The 23,790-nt window shown below is 38.7% G+C and carries 12 protein-coding genes; 11 read left to right on the top strand and 1 reads right to left on the bottom strand.

The window, feature by feature from the left end:
* Window positions 1-274: 274 nt before the first annotated feature.
* Both QT327_RS25900 and QT327_RS25895 read left to right on the top strand, forming a co-directional pair.
* Window positions 275-3,520: a SusC/RagA family TonB-linked outer membrane protein gene (locus QT327_RS25900; RefSeq protein ID WP_289554254.1), complete on the top strand. Its 3,246-nt coding sequence runs from the start codon at window positions 275-277 to the stop codon at window positions 3,518-3,520.
* Between the two features lie 10 nt (window positions 3,521-3,530).
* Window positions 3,531-4,997: a SusD/RagB family nutrient-binding outer membrane lipoprotein gene (locus QT327_RS25895; protein ID WP_289554253.1), complete on the top strand. Its 1,467-nt coding sequence runs from the start codon at window positions 3,531-3,533 to the stop codon at window positions 4,995-4,997.
* 274 nt (window positions 4,998-5,271) lie between these two features.
* On the opposite strand, the gene QT327_RS25890 is transcribed toward QT327_RS25895, so the two are convergent.
* Window positions 5,272-6,390, bottom strand: a complete 1,119-nt coding sequence (locus QT327_RS25890; RefSeq protein ID WP_130854770.1) for a hypothetical protein — start codon at window positions 6,388-6,390, stop codon at window positions 5,272-5,274.
* A 142-nt stretch (window positions 6,391-6,532) separates the two neighbouring features.
* On the opposite strand from QT327_RS25890, the gene QT327_RS25885 reads away from it, so the two are divergent.
* The 9 genes from QT327_RS25885 to QT327_RS25845 all read left to right on the top strand — a co-directional run bounded on the left by QT327_RS25885 (window position 6,533) and on the right by QT327_RS25845 (window position 23,740).
* Complete coding sequence (locus tag QT327_RS25885; protein ID WP_130854771.1) at window positions 6,533-6,982, top strand: DUF4372 domain-containing protein; 450 nt, start codon at window positions 6,533-6,535, stop codon at window positions 6,980-6,982.
* Between the two features lie 2 nt (window positions 6,983-6,984).
* Window positions 6,985-7,704, top strand: a complete 720-nt coding sequence (locus QT327_RS25880) for an IS4 family transposase (RefSeq protein ID WP_130854772.1) — start codon at window positions 6,985-6,987, stop codon at window positions 7,702-7,704.
* A 195-nt stretch (window positions 7,705-7,899) separates the two neighbouring features.
* Window positions 7,900-9,327 carry a hypothetical protein gene (locus QT327_RS25875; RefSeq protein WP_130854773.1) on the top strand — a complete coding sequence of 476 codons (1,428 nt, stop codon included), beginning with the start codon at window positions 7,900-7,902 and terminating at the stop codon, window positions 9,325-9,327.
* A gap of 1,677 nt (window positions 9,328-11,004) precedes the next feature.
* Complete coding sequence (locus QT327_RS25870; RefSeq protein ID WP_168204529.1) at window positions 11,005-12,336, top strand: hypothetical protein; 1,332 nt, start codon at window positions 11,005-11,007, stop codon at window positions 12,334-12,336.
* Between the two features lie 892 nt (window positions 12,337-13,228).
* On the top strand, window positions 13,229-16,225 hold the full coding sequence (locus tag QT327_RS25865) for a SusC/RagA family TonB-linked outer membrane protein (RefSeq protein WP_130854775.1): 2,997 nt from the start codon (window positions 13,229-13,231) through the stop codon (window positions 16,223-16,225).
* 11 nt (window positions 16,226-16,236) lie between these two features.
* On the top strand, window positions 16,237-17,646 hold the full coding sequence (locus QT327_RS25860; RefSeq protein ID WP_289554252.1) for a RagB/SusD family nutrient uptake outer membrane protein: 1,410 nt from the start codon (window positions 16,237-16,239) through the stop codon (window positions 17,644-17,646).
* Between the two features lie 544 nt (window positions 17,647-18,190).
* A complete protein-coding gene (locus QT327_RS25855) occupies window positions 18,191-21,361 on the top strand; it encodes a SusC/RagA family TonB-linked outer membrane protein (protein ID WP_289554251.1) in 3,171 nt (1,056 codons plus the stop codon).
* Window positions 21,362-21,378: 17 nt separating this feature from the next.
* Window positions 21,379-22,875, top strand: coding sequence for a RagB/SusD family nutrient uptake outer membrane protein (locus tag QT327_RS25850; RefSeq protein ID WP_130854778.1), 1,497 nt, complete (start codon window positions 21,379-21,381; stop codon window positions 22,873-22,875).
* A 130-nt stretch (window positions 22,876-23,005) separates the two neighbouring features.
* Complete coding sequence (locus tag QT327_RS25845) at window positions 23,006-23,740, top strand: LytR/AlgR family response regulator transcription factor (RefSeq protein ID WP_130854779.1); 735 nt, start codon at window positions 23,006-23,008, stop codon at window positions 23,738-23,740.
* The last annotated feature ends 50 nt before the right edge of the window (window positions 23,741-23,790 follow it).

The raw sequence follows: 23,790 nt of genomic DNA, 5'->3' as shown, positions 1-23,790 counted from the left end.
TTTGCGGTTGAATTTAACATTTTTTAACATCTAGCTAATATTAAAGCTTGTTAGCTACAAGCGAATAGACGAATCTTTTATGTACTTCCAAAGAACATAAGAAGGTTTACTGAGGATACAAAAAGAAGTACTTACGATAGAGGAAATGGATACCCAAGCGAGGGCATACGTACTTATTATTAAACCAGGTGAATAGATTCTATTCAGCCAATCTTTTCTCTTTTATTTAATTGCTTATAATACCCTATTTTATATTTTAACTAAAATCAAACACATGAAACAAAAACTACTAAGTTTTTTTCTGGCGTCATTTCTGCTCTTGGGAGTGGCTTATGCGCAGGAGAGAACGATTAGAGGAAAGGTGACTTCTTCAGCAGGAGAAGCTTTACCTGCAGTGTCCGTGATTGTCACGGGTACAACTACCGGTACACAAACCAATGCAGATGGTAATTTTAGCCTGAATGTACCCGACGGAGCAAGTTCCATCACCGTATCTTACATTGGATACACTAAACAAGTTATTAACCTAACGCAGTCGAATACTTATAATGTGGTCCTTTCGGAAGATGCTGCGCAGCTGAATGAGGTTGTTGTAACTGCATTAGGTATATCGCGCCAAAAAAAATCCCTTGGTTATTCCGTTCAAGAGATTAAAGGTGAAGATGTTTCCCAAACAAAGCAAACAAACTTTGTGAACAACTTAAATGGTAAAGTAGCAGGGGTACAAGTTGTAGGAGGTAGTGGTAACATGGGTGGATCTGCTAAAATCAGCATTCGTGGTATTAGTTCCATTACAGGAAATAACAATCCGCTTTTTGTGGTAGACGGTATTCCTATGGACAATTCGAACTTTGCTCCAATAAGCGCTACAACGGGTAAGCCAGGAACAAACCAAGCGCGCGGTGCCGGTGGTTATGATTATGGAAATACCATTCAAGACATCAATCCAGATGATATAGAAAGCTATTCCGTATTAAAAGGAGCTGCAGCAACAGCACTATATGGTAGTAGGGCACTAAACGGGGTCATTTTAATTACCACAAAGAAAGGCTCTAAGAAGAAAGGCTTGGGTGTTTCTTACAATTTTAATGCGCAGATGGATAAGGTCTATAAGTTGCCTGACTACCAAAATCAATATGGAGGAGGAGCTTGGGATGATGAACTTGGCGGACCACAACCTTTTCAAAGACTATATACACCAAATGGAACTTATCAAGATGAAAATGGCGAACGTTACGATTTATTGGTAGATTATGCGAGAGACGAATCTTGGGGACCGAAATTCGATCCTAATCTGCTTGTAAGACACTATTGGTCGTTTGAAGGTGATGAGGCTGGTGTAAGTGCTCCTTGGGTGGCACACCCCAATAACGTACGCGATTTTTTTGAAACAGGCATGACCTATACAAATAACGTCGCGTTGGACGGTGCTAATGATCAAGGAAGTTTTCGCGTTGCTTATACGAATTTGAGCCAGAACTTTATACTACCTAACTCTAAATTCGAAAAGAATAACATTTCCTTTAATGGTAATTACAATTTCTCTCCCCGCCTTCATGCGGATTTGAGTGCTAATTACGCTGGAACAAAAGCAACCGGTCGTCCGGGAACCGGGTATGACGGCGCTAACGTTATGCAACAGTTCAACAACTTTGGACAGCGCAGCTGGGATATTGAACATATGCGGAACTATGAAAATCCTGATGGTTCTCAACGTACATGGAACAGAAGAGCATACGACGATCCTGCAGCGAATTACACTGACAACCCGTATTGGACACGTTATAAAAACTACCAGAATGATGGAAGGGATCGGTTCTATGGTGTTTTTGGCTTAACTTATGACATCACGGATGAATTGAAGGTAAGTGCCAAAGCGATGACTGATTTTTATACCGATATACGTCAAGAGCGGATCGCCTTTGGATCCAATGCCGTGCCATTTTACTCCCACTACGAACGTTTCAATAAAGAAGAGAACTTCGAAGCCAGAATTAGCTACAATAAGACATTTAACGATTTCAGTGTAAATGCGATGGCGGGTGTTAACAGAAGGGAAAATCAGTATCGTATCAATGGTGGACAAACAGTAGGCGGATTAAACGTAAAAGACTTTTTCAATTTGCGTAACTCTACATCTCCAGCCTTACTCATTGAACAATTGTTTCAAAACCGGATGAATTCGGTGTTCGCCAGTGCCTCATTCGGTTATAAAGATTTTATTTACTTAGATCTTACCGGAAGAAACGACTGGTCTTCAACTTTGCCTGCTAATAATAATTCATTCTTTTATCCGGCAGCATCTGCCTCATTCGTTTTCTCAGAATTGGGATCAATGCGTGACTCCGGTTGGTTAAACTTTGGAAAGTTGCGTTTCGGAGCAGCTAAAGTAGGTAACGATACGGACCCTTATCGTCTGCTGAATATCTTTGAACCGGATCAAAGTATTGGCGACAATCCAAGCTATACGCGTCCATTGCAACTCAATAATCCAAACCTGAAGCCTGAAACGGCGGTTGAATACGAGGCCGGTTTAGAGATGCGCATGTTTGACAACCGTTTTGGATTTGACTTTTCAGCCTACCATAAAACGGCAAAAGACCAAATTATTCCGTTGGCGATTTCACCGACTTCCGGATATTCCAGCAGAATTATTAATGCCGGAAAAATGCAAAATAAAGGTCTAGAATTGGCTATTTACGGTACTCCAATTAAGACAAGCGGTGGTTTCACTTGGGATGCAACTTTCAACATTGCAAGAAACGTTAATAAACTTATAGAGCTGTATACCGATCCGGTAACTGGTGAAAGAGTGACCAATCTAACAATAGGAACAGCACCTTTTATTGCTACCATTAATGCTGAAGAAGGCGAATCCTACGGAAGTATCATGGGAACTAATTTCGTGTACGACGAAAACGGCGATAAGGTTGTATTACCAAATGGATTGTATAAAGTAAGTAATGGTGTAGAAAAAATTGGAAGCATTTTGCCAGATTTTACCGGAGGCTTTATGAATACATTTAGCTACAAAGCCTTTTCTTTAGGCGTAAACTTTGATTTTCAATCAGGTGGAGATGTTTTCTCAATTACGAACCTGTTCGGTAAATCATCGGGTCTTTTTGAAGAGACCGCTGCAAATGGTATCAGAGAAAATGGAATTATCGTACCTGGCGTTAAAGAAGACGGTACCCCTAATGATGTTTCAATTGATGCATATACGCACTTTAATGCAAATGGTGGACAAAGAATTGCTGCTGAGAATGTATATGACGCGAGTTATATTTATCTAAGAGAGGTAAACCTTGGCTACAACTTGCCTAAATCTTTTGTAGAGAAATTGAGATTGCAAAGTGTTCGAGTTGCCTTGACAGGTCGGAATTTATGGCTTATGAAGTCGAATATTCCACATGTTGATCCATCGGCAATTGCTTTATCAACAGGCAATCTTCAAGGTATTGAAGGGGTATCGATGCCTTCTACAAGAACCTTTGGCTTTAATCTAAACGTAACTTTTTAATTGACAGCAAATGAAACGATATAATTATAAAATTGGCTTTCTAGCTATTTTAGGCCTAATAGGACTGGGGTCTTGTACGAAGAGCTTTGAGGAGCTTAATTATGACCCAAACAACGCACATGAGGTCAACCCTGAATATTTGTTATCCTATGCACAGAAAAACGCGATGGATAATACTTGGGATGAATGGCAGAATGGACGTTTTGGTTTACTCTACTCGCAACAGTGGTCGCAACCGGATTATACAGAAGAAAGTAGATATCAAATTAGAACCAATGTTAACTATAATCTTTGGTTAGCATATTACCATGATGTACTTAATAATTTAGAGGAAAGTGTTAAGCAAAACGAGGCAGATTTAATTAGCGGGTCGCCGAATAAATCAGCCATCTCTAAGATATTAAAAAGCTGGGCGTTTCATGTTTTGACAGACATCTATGGAGATATTCCTTATAGCGAAGCCCTTCAAGGAGAGGCTGCGCTTAACCCTAAATATGAATCATCGCAAGTTATATATGCTGATTTGTTAAAAACCTTGCAAGAGCAGGTGAGTATATTGGACGAAAGTCAGCCAAGCTATGGCTCTGGCGATAATATCTACGGAGGTGATGTTCTAAAATGGAAAAAGTTTGCGAACTCGCTTATCGTAAGAATCGCCTTACGTATGGTAGACAAAGACACACAGGCTGCAAGAAGTGCGATTGAAGCAGCGGTGAGCTCGGGCGTTTTTCAAGGTAATGAAGATAATGCACTCTATCACTATTTAGCAAACGCTCCGAATAACAATCCAATCAACGAAAGTTACAAATCAAGAACAGGCGATTTTTCAGTTTCGAAGACATTGGTTGACTACATGAAGGAAGTTAATGATCCAAGATTGCCTGTTTATGCAAGTCCTGCGGCCGTAAGCGGTGAATATATTGGCTATGTATACGGATCTTCCACTGTCATTAATGCTAATCAAGTTTCCTTGCCTGGTACACGTATTAGAGCAGCAGAAGAACCTGGAATTTTTATGAGCTATCCTGAAGTAGCTTTTGCTTTAGCTGAAGCAGCAGAAAGAGGTTTTAGTGTAGGGGGAACTGCCGAAGACTTTTATAAAAAAGGGATTACTGCCTCTATGAACTATTGGGGTGTTACGGATGCCAACGCTATTAACCAATATATAGCAGGAAACCCATATAACAGCAGCGACTGGAAGAATGTGATAGGAGTACAAAAGTGGTTAGCTATGTATATGCAGGGAATTCAAGCATGGTTAGAAAGAATACGTCTTGATATCAAAAAACCTGGTGGGGCCCAATTATTTGTTGCTCCAGTTAGCGGAAGCCTTGATCAAAACGTTGATTTTGTGCCGTACAGAATGACTTATCCGGTTGAAGAGCAAACAAGAAATGCGGTCAATTATAGAGAAGCCGTTTCAAAGATCCCTGGAGGCGTTGATTCTAAAGGCGCTAAACAGTGGTGGATGCCGTAGTCCCCATATTTGTCATGTATAAACAGTGGGGCTTTCTTTAAAACTAAGAAAGCCTCGCTGTTTAAAAATCTTGCATGTTTCATCTAAATCTCTTTTGTCAATTGTACTAATCTCTTAAATTCAGGAGTTTTACAATTGATAAATTAGCTCCGTATAGATGGAGGTTCAATGACCGTTAGTTTTGTTTAAAGACAAGGGAGTTTGATATTTAGTTTGAGATGGGGATAGAGTTTTATATTGCACAAAGTATTCTACTCGTTTTTATTGATAGTATCTAGAACATTCCCTTAGCGGTAATAACAACAATTGGGATGCTATTATTTACAATATTGTTGATTCTAACGCGAACAGATGTTGCCGTTTTACTCAATACGGTTGCACCACTTACCTCGAATGATGTATTCGATAAACCGATTTCTTCAGGCAAATAGTAAATAACGGTTTGCTCTAATGGTCGTACAACAGGTTTGCCAAGTATTTGAAAATCCGCAGGGGCCCTCACTTCAAATTCAAAACCATCTATGGTATCCGTGCAGGAAAAGAATCCCATCTTTCCGCCGTTATTTCCTAGAGATTTTATTGTCACACTTGAGCCAATATTACTTCCAACGATTTGTGAGCCTCCCTTTACATACCATTTTACTGGTATGTTTATAATAAACCCACTTGCACTATATCCGATGGTTTGAGTAGTACCAACGCACATCTCTTCTTCTCCTTCAAACTGAAGAACAGACGTTTTTGTAATTTTCATATTTTTTAGGTAAAGATATGTTGGTTTTGAAACTTGACTTGATGCTCTAAATACGATATAGTTAGAGCATTCGTTCGCTGTAAAGCTCAGATTGACTGTTTTGCTTTGGTTTTTTGGAGTATTCTTTTGCCCTTGTGGAATTTTCCATGATACTACGTTATCATTAGATGTTCTTAATAAAAGTGGCTTCAATGAACAGAGATCTGTTGCGCTGCTCAAATTTAAACTCTTTAACGTGAATATCTCGAGTTCTGGGAAATAGGTTTTGCAATCTACACCCAAAAGACCACAGTCATCGTTGTACCCCTCCATATTGACTGGCACACTAATGGCATAGTTATTACCTTTGACGAAGTTATGCTTAAAGATTATATATGCATTATCTGAGAAGCCTAGCTCAAATTTTATCAGACTGTCACTTTTGCCTCGCGTCACATTCCCAGATATCTTATACAGTGTGTCGATTTTCATCGATCCGGCTGGGGTATAGTTTGGGTTAAACCGATTAATCGTTTTGATGAGTGAAGGAGTTGGTGGAATAACTGCTGCTATTTTTTGAATGGGTTGAAGCTTCGCATCGATTTGCTTATCTTCTTCTTTTGAGCACGACCAAACAAGGACTGAGCCACATGCGTCCAAAACGCTGAAAAATAATTAAGGAAAAAGAAGGAGTACGGCTAAAAAGCCGTGTGTTTTGAGTGCTTAAATCAAACATTAACCTCCGATGGTACCATCCGCTGTGCGGATAGCATGAATGCCATAAAGATAACATACCTGATGAATAAATATAAGTTTATTCAGTCAGTTATTGTCTTATTTTCCGAGGGAAAAATTCGACAGGCTGGTAAAAAAGCATGGTAGCGATAAGCACAGGAAAGGGATCAACAGCTGGGCCCACTTTGTGTCGATGCTGTTCTGCCATATAGGTGGAGCCAGTTCCGTCCATGATATCAGCAAGGGCCTTAGGATCACCACGGGCAATATCAACCACCTGGGTATAGGTCGCGTTCCTTGCAAATCAAGTCTTTCCTATATCAACAGACATCGTAGTTACGAACTCTTCAGGGACTTTTATTATAAAATGCTGGAAGAGTTGTGGCATCGGCACAGTTTCGCCCTTACGGGTCTTAAAAGACTGAAACGGATTGTATATCTGCTGGACGCCACGGTGATTCCCCTGTGCCTGAAGGTGTTCGACTGGGCTACCTACCGTAGCACCAAGGGGCAGTGAAGATGCATACGGTGCTGGATTATGATGGCTGCCTGCCGGTATTCACTGCCATCACCGAAGGAAGTGTCCATGAGATCAATGTGGCAAAAAAGCTTTCTTTTCCCCTCGGGAGCGTCATCGTAATGGACCGGGGATACGTTGATTATAAATGGCTATGTGTTTTGGACAGCAACCGGTGTTTTTTTGTTACCAGGGCAAAAACGAACATGGCCTACCGGATTGTTGAAGATAATACCGAAAAAAGTGCGGGCAATACCTTTATCCTTGCAGACCGGCTTATTACCCTTACTGCCTGGAAGGCTTCAGCGGAATACAGCGGGGAAATGCGCATGGTTGTTTATTTGGACAACACAACGGGGCAGGAATACACCTTTATTAAAAACAATCTCCACTGGAAGGCACAGACCGTGGCTGATATCTATAAAGAAAGATGGCATATCGAAGTGTTCTACAAACACGTAAAACAGCACCTGAAAATAAAATCATTCGTGGGCACAAGCGAAAATGCAGTAAAAATACAACTCTGGACTGCTCTGATTGCTGTGCTGCTCCTAAAATTCTTACAGCAGAAAGCCGGATACAGATGGTATTTGTCCAATCTGGTAACATTTATCAGACTGAATCTCTTTGTTAAAATCGGACTTATAAACTGGCTCAACAATCCTTTCTACGACCAAAAGCAGATTATAGAAATAGGGCAGCTGAAATTATTTGATGGTTAAATTTATGCCAACACCCGGGGATAGTATTCTCTGCTCAACAAAAATATCACCCTCAATAGTAGCGAACCAACAATCTTTTACCTCCAAAATTTATTTTGGACAGGTGTGGAGTAAAGCTTTATGTAGTTTGATTAATTGAAAAAAAATGTTAAATTAGCATCGACAGTGTTCTGTTTAATAATGCCTGTTCCTATTATGATTCGATTAAATACGATATTCTTCAAAATATTTTTTCTTCTTGTTGCGCTTTCTTTTATGATCTCTTGCAACAAAGATAACATCAAAACGACTGATCAAGAAGAAGGTCTAATCGTTGTGTCGTCACCTGGGAAAGTTGGTCAGTATAGTATCATTGACCAAGGCTCTGCGGTTTTGCAACCCACTAAAGTGGGTAGGCAATCTTTATTGGACTGGGAGCATATTAAATACATGCCTACTCCTGCTGGTAAGGAGCCTATTCTCGCTCCTTGGTTTAGCTTGTCACAAGATTATGATAGTAACTACATGCTCGACTTTAAAAAAAGAGACGGATGGGAATTGCTATATAATACTTTTTCAACGGAATACGAAAATCCTTTAGACTTTTTTATACTATATAATAAATATCGTGGTATAATAAGAATGTATAAATATATCGACAATACTGATATTAGTCAAATTAAAGATCTCAATGTCTTGTATAATACAATTAAGATGCATTCAGGAGGGGGGCATACCCTTATTTTTTCCGATCAACTTATTGTTGATCTCAATAAACAATCTAACAGTGTTAGTATTATTGAACCGAAAGAGGTTAAGAACAATAGTTGGTATATTTCTGAGTTTGAAGTAGCTTATGATCCTAATGTAAGCGATTCTCAGATGTTAAATTTTGTAATGGGATTTGGAAAAACAACGCAAAGTACTATTGGGAGACACGATTTTTCAGGAAGTCTGCCTTTAAGATTTAACATACAAAATCAAAGTTTTCCATATGTGGGCGGAGCAGGCGAATTATACCAAATTAACTTGAGGTCAGCTAAGGAGTTGCAGGATGCAAAAAATATTATACCAGAATTTTCTATAGATAGCAACATTCTTGACACTAATGATTCCAAAGAAATCGATCTTTTTAATGCTGTCACTGCGGACAAAAAAATGTCTCAAATGATTAAGGTAGCCACGACTGCTTCTGTTAATAATTTAGTGAATAACGCATTGATCACGACTCCAGTAGTCGGATGTCCTGGGTTTGATTGGAGTAATGGTGTTGGGGAGTTCCCAATTTTTAATGAGTCATTAGGTGTTTTTTACTTGAATAAGATGCCCGAGGTATTTTTTACAAAAACTAGCGGAGAGCTTGCTTATAAGTACCAATTAAACGAAGGCTCATTAGAATATCTTTTTAATCCGTTTGTGAGCAAGTATGCAACGATAGAAAATATAGAACAGGAAATGCTTGCTGTAGAGGATGGAGTTGAGAACGCTTTGATAAGTTCAAAAGTCTATAAAGGGAGACAACTAAGCTCCAATAAAGCCTTGGACGTAGTCGGCGTTAGAGTATCTTTCGATTTGGTACCGAGTAATGGAAGCAGCAAAGTTCATATAATAAAAACTTTTAAGGCTAATATAGTGGACAAATAGGCTTTTTTTTGAGATTTATAGAAATCATGAAAAGGTTGCCGTCAGCGTTTTTGTGTTTTCAGGCAACTCTTGTCAAAGGGGAAATTAATCATGGATAAGTTTAAACAAATGTAGAGATCTTAAAGGAACAACCATTGTGTTTTTGCCGCACTGACTTTAATCTGGCTATCCGTAAAATTGAACAACATAATCGTAATAGAGCTTGCTCTTTCGAAACTTAAATAGTAATACTGGTAGAGTAGATCGGATAGTTGCAGTCGCTCTGAGATTGTTTCTCTTGTTTTATTTAGGATTGCGGAGATGAAAATAAACGGAGCTATCAAGGTATAGGTTTCCAGTGCCTATCACTCAATAGGACCCTACGGAACAGGATAGTGATGATACAAATGGGTTTAGCACTCATCGTGGTTTTTCAGAACACTGCAAACAATGGAGAGATTAAATTCTATCGTTTCGCTCATGATATCCTGTAAACTACCATTATTAAAATTCATTTAGCTATCGAATCGGCTCATTTTTCCGATAGAAGGCTGCGTTTTATTAGTAAAATAGGTTATTTCGATTGCACTATGCCGTATTGAGGTGCTGGAATACGACACAGTGCCATCAAGGTTCGGCATCGTGCTCTTTGATTGATACGTTTTACTATCAAAGATTTGTGTTTCGCTAGTCAAATAAGCCGTCTCGCTTTCAGTTTAATTCGCTTCGCTTATAAAGGACTCTATTTTGCTAATAAAATGTGAAGTTTTAGTGGCGGTTTTCTTTGTGTTCAGGGAGGCGAAGCAAAGAAAAGTAGGAGCTCATTGAAAACATAATAAATCGAATAGCTTCTGACGCTGTTAAAATAGCGTAATTAGCAGTTATTGAATTAACCTTCATCCAATATTTGTGGTAAATAGGAAAGCGATAAAGGAAGTAAGGCGTGAGAAGCGAAGCCTTATTTTATACTGGATCCATCTTGTGAGATCGCAGAAGTGAAGACAAATCGGGAAAAGAAAAAGGAGTTGGAAGATTGGCTGGAAGGAAAAGATTAATCTTCTATACGAAATAATATAGTTAACTCTTGTTACAATTCTTATCTAATTTTAATTTTAGATGATGACTAAACATTGATGATTTGTAATTCTATGTGCTTTTTTAAATAAGTCTATATGATTGAATTTTTTTTCGGATTTTCTTTTTAAAAGTCTATCTTGCAAAGAAGCTAGACTATCCCATAGGCTGGCTTGCGGCCTTATTCTGGGGGTACTCTAAGATAATTGCTTTATCCTTGTGTTGATTCTTTTAGAAAAGATAAGTTTAGGATTTATTAAATAAACAAAATATGAAAAACCTATTTCCAGCTAACATTCTTATTTCTAGCTTGCGTTGCTTTTGTTTTGTTTCAAGGTCTGCAAGTATCAATGCCGAAGTGGCTTAGTTTTAGTTATGGTTAAATACAGTTGATGTCCAGCTCTTTAATCAATCGCTGCTATCGAGAGCATAATAGTCGGAGCTTATACTATTAGATGAACTACTTTGCTGTCGTATTTAAATTATGTGTCTTATGACTATGAAAATGACAGGTGTAAAACAAAGACACTCAAGAGATAGGTAAAGTGTGATTTTAGTGCCTTTTTGAATAACTTTATTTTGCTGATACTAATTTGTAACTTTGGATATTTAATATTTTATGTTATGTTTGATAAAATTAAAATTATGAAAAGATGTTTACCAATAATTCTAGTCTTTACGTTTGTGTTTTCATGTTCTAAGAAAGACTCGTTTGAGAAAGATAGAGACTCGAAACAAGACAGGTCTATTACCTTTGATCAGGCGATGAGCATGATAAAAAGCGGAACAAATGCTGCAACTTCGAACGTCGCGCTTTCAACTACACCAAACACGAAATCAACAACTATAAATTTTCAATCCTTTCAAGGATATGACGCTTGTACTACATCAGAAAAGACCGTTAATGGTATTACTTTCAAATCTACTCAAGGATTCTCTAAGCTTAACGTAAATAATCTTAATCCTCAGACTTATTACTATTTAAGCCTATCTACTTTACACGCCTACTCTGAATCCTTACCTGGGAGTTATGGCAGCGGTATGGCAATTAAGTATCCCTTTAAGCAAGGGTCGATATATAAAATAAAGACTACTCTTGGTGGAACAGATTATGAATGGGGGCAAACTAAAGATATTAGAAGATTTCCGACTTTACAGGCAAGGTTAACCAATAACCCAACAATTATGTCGATTTGTGCAAATTCGGGTCCAATTAATTTGACAGGTTCGTCCGAGCCGACACAGATTTTTCCCGCTATAGCTAAGGGATCTACAAAGGCAGTTGAATTATTATTTACTGCTGATAAATGTTACGATTATCTTTGGCTAAGCGCTCTTCCAAATACTTCTGGAAAATCAAACTCTACAGCAGAACTATGGAACAATATTGTTATCGAAGAACAAAATCAATTTGCAGTTGTAGGACCGGAATCTTTGACCGTTAATCAGGTTGCCACATATTCTGTTGAAGCCTTTTCTTTGCCAATTAACTCAAATTTTACATGGTCTGTTTCCGGCGATTTTCAAATAGTTGGTAGCAACGTGGGACCTTCTGTAGCGATAAAAACAACAGGCTTAGGGGGCGGGGAAATTTCTATAAGTCTTAACGGATGTAATAAAATCGTTTCGAAAGTTTATACCTCACCAATTGTTAATGAAGTTCGGTTGGAGGGGCCTTCATTTCTGTATGAACTTGGAAATTTTTCAACGTTTCAAATTGTAAAAACTGGCTCGTCAGTTAATAGAGTTATTTCGCAGGTCACCTGGACGCCACCTCCTGGCTGCTTTATTCAGGTTACATCAAATACAACAGCTGACATTAGGGCTGGTCAACCGTCACAATCTGATTACTTGATCGTTTCATTTCTAATGGATGGAGTTCCAATCACGTTAAAGAAACCTATAACAATCCAAATATTAAGCCCTAACCCTGGAGATCCAGGTACAACGACTTAGTAAGAATAATTTGTTTAGATCTAGGCGAAATATAAACAAAAGAAGAACTGGTTACATATACAATTTATCTCCTTTTTAGGAAGGGGCCGACTAAAAAGGAGATAAATTTGTCTCCTCATTCCTCGAAGAATTGTGAAGACAGGATTGTCGGTCCTCATGCGGACAACCATCTTAACTATATTTTATCGGCGTTAATTTTCTTATCGACGGCAACAACTGTCTGAAATAGCAAGTAAATGTAACTACTTTCTAAAACTACTTTGCTTTAATTTGTTATTCGCAAAAGAAGTTCTAGCATTTCAATTTGCAACTTATTTGACTATTTTGAGGTACATAGCGTTACAATTCTCATGAAATTTTAATAAGCAATCATTGGATTATTTGTATTCGTGAGTATGAGGATTTTCAATACTTTAATTACCTTGTTTGTTACAATCGCGTTTTTAAGGAAGCTAGTAAAAACGGCGCTACAAGCTTTTTTGCTGAAATTTTATCCTACATTTATGAATAGATAAAAAAAAACCTTGCAAAATATTTTCAATATCTTAATTTTGGTAACTAATTGTCAAATTTTTCTTATAATAACTTAAGTGTAACGTATTGAGATAGATTTACTTAGCCTAATTAGGATGACAAATGTAAGTGAAGAAGAATTGAGTGGATTGATCAACCTATTCTAAAGCCATTTTTCCTGTCTTTTGCGTACACTGAACTCGAATTATTATGATAAGTAGCAATTTGTATATTGTTCAACGGATCAATATCCGGGACCAAGTGAAAGGATATGCCTTGACATCATACTTGATGCGTAAACCTTATCGGGTTCAGCCTAAATATAGTCCAGTTGCTTTATATTTAATCAATTTAATATTTTAACCAAAACACAAAACACATGAAACAAAAACTACTAAGTTTTTTCTTACTGTTTACTCTCTTAATAGGAGCAGTATACGCGCAGGAAAGGAGGGTCAGCGGAAAAGTGTCTGACGAAAACGGACAGCCCCTACCAGGAGTATCAGTGGTAGTGAGCGGTTCAACTATTGGAACCCAGACCAGCAATGATGGAATGTTTTCTTTATCCGTTCCAGCAGGAGCTGTAAGCTTAACTTTCAGTTATATTGGTTACAAAACCTTAGTACAAAGTTTAAGCGCTGGAAACAATTTAGATGTAACGCTAGGTATTAACGCTTCTGAGTTATCGGAAGTTGTGGTTGTTGGTTATGGACAGCAGAGTCGAGCTTTAAGTACTCAAACAGTAGCGTCTGTAAGTTCGGAGTCTTTTAAAAATGTACCTATTCAGACTCCCCAGCAAATTCTACAAGGGCAAGCTGCTGGCGTTAATATGGTGAACTCATCGGGTGTTTTAGGTGCTGAAGCGCAAATTACCATTCGAGGTGGTTCCTCTCTAAGTGCGGGTGGACGTCCGTTGTATGTAATTGACGGTGTACCTCTAAATTCTGCTGGAGCGCAGTATACTCAAGCGCAAGGAGGTGCCTCAGCCCTTAACCCATTGATTAACATCAATCCCAATGATATTGAAAGTATGACGGTATTAAAGGACGCCTCTGCAGTTGCAATCTATGGATCAAGGGGTTCTAACGGGGTCATACTTATTACTACCAAAAAGGGAACTGGGCAAGGTAAAACAAAGATAAATGCGGATTACTTTACAGGGTTCTCCAAGCCAACTTCCTTAGAACCAATGATGAACGCTGATCAGTGGCGTCAATTTCGAACCGATTATTTGACAGCGAATAATGCCTCTGTTCCGCAATTCCCAACGACAAGTTACGATTGGATAGATAATGTTGTTAGAACGGGTCATGTGAATACCGCGAACCTCAGCGCTACTGGAGGAAGTGAAAAGACAACGTTTTTTGTTGGAGGAACGTATTCTACTGAAAGTGGTTATACGATAGGAAACCAAATGGATCGTTTATCTGGACGCATTAATTTAAATCATAAGGTCTCTGATAAAGTGAATTTTGGTGTAAATTATAATCTTTCTCACGTTGATATGGATAGAATTGGGGCAGAGAACAATACTTATGCACCACTTACATCGGCTTATTTGCAATTGCCTTATATTACACCATATGGTCCTGACGGAAAGTTTCAAAACACGGGCTTTATTGCTAATGTAATTGCTATTGAACAGACTGGTATAAATAAAAATTGGTCGGATAGAAGTACTGGTAACGCTTACGCAGAATTGGAAGTTATTGAAGGTTTGAAACTGAAGACCGATTGGGGAATTGATAACTATAAAATTGACGAAAAATATAGAGAGTCAGATTTGCTAACACCTGGTGGTTATGGATATCGTACTAATTATACCGATAATAAATGGTTGACTACCAATACGCTGAATTATAACAAAACTTTTGATGGCAGACACAACATCGGCGCATTGCTAGGTTACAGTTTTGAAAAGGCTACATTGACGCAAATATTTGTGGAAGGAACAGGTTATGCTAGCGATGGGTTGCCTAATGTTGGATCAGCATCAAATCCAGTTTCCGCATCTGAAGAGATTTTTGACTGGGCGCTTGAATCTCAGTTTGCGCGTGTAAACTATAGTTTCGATGATAAGTACTTGTTTGAAGGATCTTTTCGTCGTGATGGTTCCTCGCGGTTTGGACCGAATAAAAAATATGGAAACTTCTATGCTCTATCAGGCGGTTGGGTCATTTCCAATGAAGGTTTTTTCAATAAGGATAATAATATTGCTCAATTCCTGAAATTGACCACTAGTTATGGAACAGCTGGGAATGATAATATAGGTTATTATGATTATCTAGGCACTTTCTTAGCGGGAACCGATGCCAATAGTCAGATTGTTAATTATAATGGTGAGTCTGGGTTAGTTCCAAGCAGGGTTGCAAATCCCAATTTAAGCTGGGAAGAAACGGCTCAGTTCGATGTGGGACTAAGCGGTCGATTCTTCAACGCGATCGATATTCAAATGAATTTTTATAATAAGACATCGCGGGATCTATTGCTTAATGTACCATTACCTTTTACAACAGGATTCGCTAGTGCGTCGCAGAATGTAGGTAAACTAAGAAATAGAGGTTTTGAATTTACAATCAACTCTGAAAATATCAATCGCGATCATTTTACTTGGAGAACCTCTTTTAATATAGCGTTCAACAAGAACACGGTTTTGGAGCTACCTGAAAATAGAGACGAAGACGGAAGAAACTTTTTGGGAACAGGCGAGCAAAGAGCAATTGTAGGACATTCTAAAAATACGTTTTATTTGATACGATATAACGGAATCAACCCGGAAACCGGGGATGCGGAGTGGTTAACAAAAGATGGTACACCTACTACATCACCAACGGCTGCTGATCGGGTGATAGTTGGCAAAGCAGACCCAACGTTTCAAGGTGGTATCACTAATACCTTTACATTCAAAGGTTTTGATTTAACTGCATTTTTTAACTTTACTCAAGGCAATGATGTTTATATCGATGGCTTAGAATTTACTGATAATTTCGGATCAGGTTCCTACAATAAAAGCGTGAAGCTTTTAGACTACTGGAGACAACCTGGCGATCAAGCCTTTGCACCTGCATTGAATAGTGATACAAGAACAACCTATCATCAGCCGTCCACGAAGCAAATGATGGATGGTTCTTATTTGAGACTAAAGACGTTAACCCTAGGATATAACTTGCCAAGCAGTTTTTTGGCAAAAACAAAAATATTCTCGAGTGCGAGAATATATTTCCTCGGTCAGAATTTGTGGACTGTTAAAAGTAAGGATTTTAGAGGTGATCCTGAAATTTCAGCTAATGGAGCTAGTAATTTAACAATAGGTCAAAGTTTCTTTGCACTACCACAGGCAAAATCATACACATTCGGAGTTAATCTTACACTTTAAAATATAAGAACATGAAAATCAGATATATATATTTAACTTTTGCGATGTTGGTTTTCCTTTCAGCATGCGAAAAGAAATTAGACTTGCTTCCGCAACAGGACTTAACAGAAGAACTTGTCTTTAGTAGTCCAGAAACCACTCTAAGCGCCCTTCGGGGAGTATATAGCACAACCCAAACGTTGGAATTTTATGGTTCGATGCCTCAGGTTATTGCTGATTACATGGCGGATAATGTTGATTTTATTGGGACATTTCCAACCCTTCAACAATTAAACGATTTTGCATCTGTATCGACAAATAGTAGTGTTTATGATGTTTGGGAAATACATTATCAGGTAATCACAAGAGCTAATAAGGTAATTGCTAATGTACCAAATGTTGAGGGACTTTCGGACGAATTGAAAGCCCAGTACATCGCTGAAGCGAAGTTCTTAAGAGCACTAGCATATTTTCAGTTAGTGAATTTCTTCGCGCAACCATTTCAAGTCAGTAACGGCAACAACTTAGGTGTTCCGCTCGTTATGGAAGACTTTACTGGAGAAGTTACCTATCCTTCGCGGAGTTCATTAAATGAAGTCCATGCTCAAATATTAAAGGACTTAGAAGAAGCTGTACCTGCGCTTCCGTCATCCTATGAAAGCGCTTCGGATACGAGGGGAAGAGCTACAAAAGGAGCTGCCTACGCCCTGCTGTCTCGTTTATATCTTTATAGAGAAGAATGGGCTCAGGTGGTTGAAGCTGCCAATAATACACTTGAGCAAGGAATATATGATTTAGCTGCAGATTTTAGCTTCTATAATGGAAATACTAGTGAAGATGTATTCACCATTCAGAATAGTGCAACAGACAATGGTAGAACAGGTGCCGGTGGCTGGGCCTCTTATTATATGCCCGCTTCTGCTGGTGGGCGAGGCGATGCTCCATTCTCTCAAAGTTTAATTCAGGCATTTGAAGCGGAGCCTGGAGATAAGCGTTTCAATTTAAAAATAGAAGGACAAACTGCTGGAATAGACTACTTTTTCAATAACAAATTTCCAGATGCAGTAAACAACAGCGACAACTCTCCTGTTATTAGGACAACGGAAGTTTACCTAAATTTAGCTGAAGCATTGGCGCATTTGAGTACAACCCCAGATGTTCAAGCGATTGATATTTTGAACAATCGTATACGGAGGAGGGCTGGACTTGGTCCTAAATCTGTACTTACGCAGAACGAACTTATTAACGCTCTACTTCTTGAGAGAAGAAAAGAGCTGGCATTTGAAGGACATCGGAGGATGGATATGCTAAGAAACCGACAGAATCTAAGAGGCGGGCAGGCCTCGGCAGCGTTTGGAGCACCAAAAACTATTCTGCCAATCCCTCAAAGAGAGATAGATAATAATCCGAGTTTACAAGGACAACAGAACGAAGGATACTAAATTTAGGAAGCGACTGCAGGGGCATCTCTGTCATTGCAGTCGCCCTATATTTAAATTATTACTTACCTACCTTTGGAATACATGACATATGTATTACCTCTAGCTTAACGCTTCTGCGATTAGGCATGTATCAGAAATAATCGATACTCTGAAAGAAGTAAATTCTAAAAAAACTTGTAAAATATTTTCAAAAGCTTAGTTTTGCTAATAAATTGTTAAATTAGTTTAATAACAGCCCTAATGTTTAGCGTATTGAGATAGATTTACATTAACCTTTTTAGGATTTTAGTATGAAGAACGGAATGTTCATCATGATTGACCTAATCCTATAGCCATATTTCTCTCTCATTTTGCCGGTAAAGGGTTCTATTATACTAAATAGTGCCTAATCTGTTCTTCCGCAGTCTTGTATATGTTGGCGAGTGAATGGATTTGCTTTAATCATCAAATCTGATGAATAAAATATTTACTGATTTCTATATGGATTTAAGTACTATCATTTTATATTTTTAATCAATTTAATTTTTAACCAAAAAGCAAACACATGAAACAAAAACTACTAAGTTTCTTTCTGTTATGTATACTGCTAATAGGCGCAGCGTATGCACAGGATAGGAGAATTAGAGGTAAAGTAACTAATGAAGTTGGAGAACCGCTTCCTGGTGTATCCGTTATTGTGGCGGGGACTACAACTGGTACGCAAACAGATTCGGACGGAAACTATGCTATAACGGTGCCTCCGACAGACGCTAAGCTTATTTTTAGCTACATTGGTTATGCTAGCCAAAATCTGGAAGTTGGGCAACGCTCTATCATCAATGTTACCTTGTCCGGTCAGGATAACTCGTTAGATGAGGTCGTCGTCGTAGCTTACGGTACAGCAAAGAAAGAAGCCATTACCGGTTCAGTTGCCACCATGAATTCGGCTGATATAAGTAAGCGTACCGTTACTAACATAACGAATGCTATTGCAGGTATGGCACCAGGTGTCAATGTCAACTCAGGCAATGGGCAACCAGGTACTGGATCAAATATTCGAATTAGAGGTTTTGGTTCAATATCTGCTTCTAACGCTCCGTTATACGTGGTAGACGGTGCGGTTTTCGATGGCGATATTGGTGATATTAACCCTAATGATATCGAGAATATATCCTTGCTGAAAGATGCATCTGCAACGGCTCTTTACGGTTCGAGAGGAGGTAATGGAGTCATTATTATCACAACGAAAAAAGGGACAGTTCAGGGAACTCAGCTTAATGTGAACCTAAACCAAGGTTTCTCTTCCCGAGGAACACCCGAATATGATAGGGTTGATGCCTACGAATACTATCCGTTAATGTGGCAAGCTTTAAGAAACAGCCTGGTGTATCCAACTTCCGGTACCGGGAAGACTCCGGAAGAAGCAGCTCTCCAAGCGAGTAATACTATTCAATCGCAACTCATTTACAATCCGTTTAACGTGCCTAATGATCAAATAGTTGGGACGGATGGAAAGCTTAATCCAAATGCTTCTCTACTTTATAACGATTTCGATTGGTATAAACCGCTTGAAAGAACAGGGAAAAGAACAGACGCCAATATGAGCGTAACGGGTAAATCGGAGAAATCTGATTACTATGTTTCTCTTGGATACCTAAATGATAAAGGGTATATCCTTCAATCAGACTACAGAAGATTTAATGTGCGTCTTAGTGCCAATTCGACTATTAAGTCGTGGTTGAAGACCGGTTTTAATTTAGCTGGGTCCACCTCAGACGGTAACTTAGCGAGTGATGCGTCAACCGACAATGCAAACAGTTATATAAACGCCTTCATGTTTTCTAGATTTATAGGCCCAATTTATCCTGTACGAGCATTCGATGGGGAAGGGAACCCAATCATGAACGAGTTAACAGGGGAGCAGTGGTATGACTACGGTTTCCATCCGGGATCAATTAATAGGCCTCAAGGAGCATATCCTGGACGCCACGTGATTTATGAAACCCAGTTGAACGAAAAACTAAATAGAAGGAATTTGATAAGTGGTAGAGGTTATGTAGAAATTAAATTTTTAAAAGACTTTACGTTTAGACCTTCAATTAGTGTCGATATCAGAGAGAATCATAATACGACCTTCTGGAATAATTTGGTTGGGGACGGCGCTTCTTACAATGGATACTCCTATAAGTTATCATCTACAACCAGATCCTACACGTTTAACCAAATTGTTTCTTATGATAAGGTGGTTGGCAAACATAGTATAAATGCTTTGGCAGGTCACGAAAATTATGATTATGATTATCGTTCCTTAACCGCAACCAAAACCGGGATTACTATTGAAGGGAACTCCGAATTTCCAAATTTTGTGACACCCTATGGCGCAGGTGGATATAGGGACACCTATAGAATTGAATCCTACTTGTCGAAGGTGGCCTATAACTATGACTCAAGATACTTTTTTGATGCTTCCTTAAGAAGGGATGGATCTTCGCGATTCGCGAAAGATTCTCGGTGGGGTACGTTTTTCTCATTGGGAGGTTCGTGGTCTATATCCAAAGAGGCATTTATGAGTAATGAGTCTTGGATCGATGATTTAAGGCTGAAAGTGTCCTATGGTCAAGTCGGAAACGACGCAACCTTAAATGCTGACGGTGATCCTACTTATTATAATTACCAATCGTTATATGAGTTAGGATGGAACAATGGTGGACAGCCAGGAGTTATACTTGCAACCCAAGGTAATCCGGCGTTAAAATGGGAATCCTCTAACACCTTGAATACCGGTGTTTCTTTTTCGTTCTTTAATAGTCGGATTTTTGGTGAATTGGAATTTTATAGAAGAGGTTCAAGCAATCTAATCTTTTCTGTACCCTTGGCGTTATCCAATCCAATAAGGAGCGTGTATAGAAATATAGGATCTATGTATAATACTGGTATCGATTTGCAATTGGGAGGTGATATTATACGCTCGAAGAATTTTACTTGGAATATGGTTACCAACTGGTCGACTATCAAGAATAAAATTACCAAAATGCCGGCAGAAACTCCCGTGGTTACCAGCGGTAATAAAAGAAGAGAGGTCGGAAGAGATTTGTACAATTTCTGGTTAAGACAGTATGCGGGCGTAGATCCTGCAGATGGAGCGGCGTTGTATGTGCCTGCTGAAGGGACAACTACGAATTTAAGAACGGTTAATGGTGTTGAATATACAACAAATTATAACAATGCTAAGTTTGACTATTCGGGTAGTGCTATTCCGGATCTAATTGGTTCCATCAACAATACCTTTAGGTATAAAAGCTTTGCTTTATCGTTCCTGATTAACTATCAGATAGGTGGTAAGTTCTACGATAGCAACTATGCTGGCCTAATGGGAATAACTTATGGCGCGGCTTTACATGAAGATATCAAGAATTCATGGACAACACCCGGTCAGATAACAGATATTCCCCGTATAGACATCAACAGTACGACGCAGTTTAATGCCGCTTCAAATCGTTGGTTAATTGATGCATCTTACATTAGTTTTAGAAACGTGAACTTATCCTACACGTTGCCATCTGAATTGACAAAGAAGTTCGACGTCTCGGCACTACGAGTTTTTGTTACTGGAGAAAACTTAGGTCTTATTTCGAAAAGAAAAGGGATGAATCCTACCGAATCGTTTGATGGTTCAAATAACACGACATATTTGCCTAGTAGAATATTTAGTGTTGGAGTAAACGTTTCGTTATAATTATTAAAAAGAAAGACATGAAAAAATACTTAATATTGTCATTATTGTTCGTATTCATCATTAGTAGTTGTAGTAAAGATTACCTTGATACTAAACCGACCGATAAGGTTGATGGCGAGTCTGTCTTCAATACGGTCGAAAACGCAAGCAAATTGCTAAACGGCATTTATCGGTTGATGTTTGAGAGAACAGAGGAAGTAACCTCAAACCAGCAAAATAAACCCGGAGTAGGCGGCATTCTATTGAATATCGACTTTATGGGCGAGGATTTAGGGATTTCTAATAACAATTGGTTCTCTTCGGAAGCATCTTGGAATGCACATCGGGTTGATAATAATATCGTGCCTCAGTATGTATATAGAACATTCTATCGAATCATAGGTAACGCAAATTATATTATTGACAATGTAGATGCGGCTGTCGGAACAGAAAGTGAAAAGGCGAGAGTTAAATCAGAAGCTATTACATTAAGAGCATATGCCTACTCATATTTAGTGCAGTTTTTTGGAAAACGATATGATGCGAATGCGAAGCCAAATTCGCAAGCTGGTGTACCACTACCCCTATCAACTAAAGACAACGATATGCCTCGTGCTACTGTTGAGGAGGTTTACGCAGCCATTGTAAAAGACTTGGAAGATGTTATTGCCCTGAACGTGACAACGCGCACAAATAAATCACATGCCAATGCGCTAGTTGCTAAAGCGTTAAGAGCCAGAGTGGCACTTACGATGCAAGACTATCCTAACGCTATAAAGTATGCAAAAGAAGTGATTGATGCTGGTGAATTTCCATTAATGTCAGAGGCGGCTTATCTTTCGGGATTCAATAATGCACCCAATTTGAGCGAAGTAATGTGGGCATCCATGCCTACTGAAGATCAAGGAGACACCTTCGGGTCGTTCTTTGGCCAAATTGCCTACAATGCCAATACTTCTTTTATGCGCGCAAATCCTAAACGAATAAATTCAGCTCTTTATAGTCAAATAGCAGCGACGGATGTTCGTAAAAAGCTGTGGGAGCCAACACCTACTGCCGATAATTTTCCTTTGCCATCAACTGCCTTTGCCAGGCAGCCTTACATGAGTCGGAAATTTGCAGTTAAAGTTGTCGGTGGCCCTTCACTAGGCGATGTGCCTTTATTGAGAAGTGCCGAAATGTACCTAATTCTCGCTGAAGCTTATGCGAGAAATGGTCAAGAAGGCGAAGCTCAAAATACCTTATTTCAGTTGACTTCAGTTCGTGACGCTAATGCTATAAAATCAACAAATTCCGGAGCTGCTCTGATTGAAGAGGTTTTGTTTAACCGACGAATAGAGTTATGGGGCGAAGGTTTTAGATGGCTTGATCTAAAACGGTTGAATTTGCCTTTAAATAGAACCGTTGTGCCAAACTTTGTCTCGGCATCAGTTGCCGGTGTTATGGAGATTCCAGCTGGAGATGTAAGATGGCAGTTTTTAATCCCTAGATCTGAGATGGAAGCAAATCCGAATATCGGAGAACAGAATCCGTAAAACAAAACAGGATTTATTAGTCCCATCAATTGGCTTAGGTTGGTTGATGGGACTTTTTTATGCGCTAATAATTCTCTACAGTTGTATTTAAAGAAGCTTTTCCATAAGTTTGGAGAAACCATAGCAAAATATGCTTTATAAATGTATTGTCATTGACGATGAACCTGATTCGGTAGAAATTATTAATGATTATATTCAGCAAATTCCTGAATTAGTTGTCTTGCAAAGCTATATAGACCCGGTAAAGGCAATGGCTGATATGGCCCAAGGAGATCCCGTGGATTTCGTTTTTATGGATATTGATATGCCTCGCATTTCAGGACTCGAGTTATCAAGAGCGATCCGAAGTAAGACAAATAAGCTTATTTTCACTACAGCGCATACTAAATACGCATTTGAAGCCTTCGAAGTGGAAGCAGATGCTTATTTGTTGAAACCATTTACCTTTGCAAAATTTGCCTTAGCTATCAATAAATTACTCAACGATAACCCTCGAGTTCGAACAGAGGACAATTCAAAGGAGTTTTATGTTAAAACTACGGAAGAACGTAATCGCTTTGTTCGCATAAAATTTGATGAGGTTATTGCGATTGAAAGTGTTAAGAACTATATTAAAATCTATACGACCACAGAGGAGATAATGACTTATCTCACCTTAAAGGAGATAAAGGAGCGTTTTGATGAAACCGATGATTTTATTCAAATACATCGCTCATTTATTATTTCAAAAAATTACATAGAAAAAGTAGAAGGAAGCTTGGTGAAGCTGCCAAAGAACATGCTTATCCCAATTGGCACTTTTTATAAGGATGCCTTTTATGACTACTTGTTGAAAAATACAATAAAGACTGGCCGTAATAACTAAGCCAGCCTTTAAACCAACCAACTAAAACTATTAAATAGATTTTGACTATA

The sequence above is a fragment of the Olivibacter sp. 47 genome (assembly GCF_030372825.1).
Lineage (GTDB): Bacteria > Bacteroidota > Bacteroidia > Sphingobacteriales > Sphingobacteriaceae > Olivibacter > Olivibacter oleidegradans.
The sequence above is the reverse complement of the archived record's forward strand: the minus strand, read 5'-3'. Positions and strand labels throughout refer to the sequence as shown.

Excerpts from the sequence above, each read along its gene's own strand:
- QT327_RS25895 (WP_289554253.1), top strand. The coding sequence starts at position 3,531 with ATGAAACGATATAATTATAAAATTGGCTTTCTAGCTATTTTAGGCCTA.
- QT327_RS25850 (WP_130854778.1), top strand. The coding sequence starts at position 21,379 with ATGAAAAAATACTTAATATTGTCATTATTGTTCGTATTCATCATTAGT.
- QT327_RS25900 (WP_289554254.1), top strand. The coding sequence starts at position 275 with ATGAAACAAAAACTACTAAGTTTTTTTCTGGCGTCATTTCTGCTCTTG.
- QT327_RS25870 (WP_168204529.1), top strand. The coding sequence starts at position 11,005 with ATGTTTGATAAAATTAAAATTATGAAAAGATGTTTACCAATAATTCTA.
- QT327_RS25855 (WP_289554251.1), top strand. The coding sequence starts at position 18,191 with ATGAAACAAAAACTACTAAGTTTCTTTCTGTTATGTATACTGCTAATA.
- QT327_RS25875 (WP_130854773.1), top strand. The coding sequence starts at position 7,900 with ATGATTCGATTAAATACGATATTCTTCAAAATATTTTTTCTTCTTGTT.
- QT327_RS25880 (WP_130854772.1), top strand. The coding sequence starts at position 6,985 with ATGCATACGGTGCTGGATTATGATGGCTGCCTGCCGGTATTCACTGCC.
- QT327_RS25865 (WP_130854775.1), top strand. The coding sequence starts at position 13,229 with ATGAAACAAAAACTACTAAGTTTTTTCTTACTGTTTACTCTCTTAATA.
- QT327_RS25860 (WP_289554252.1), top strand. The coding sequence starts at position 16,237 with ATGAAAATCAGATATATATATTTAACTTTTGCGATGTTGGTTTTCCTT.
- QT327_RS25845 (WP_130854779.1), top strand. The coding sequence starts at position 23,006 with ATGCTTTATAAATGTATTGTCATTGACGATGAACCTGATTCGGTAGAA.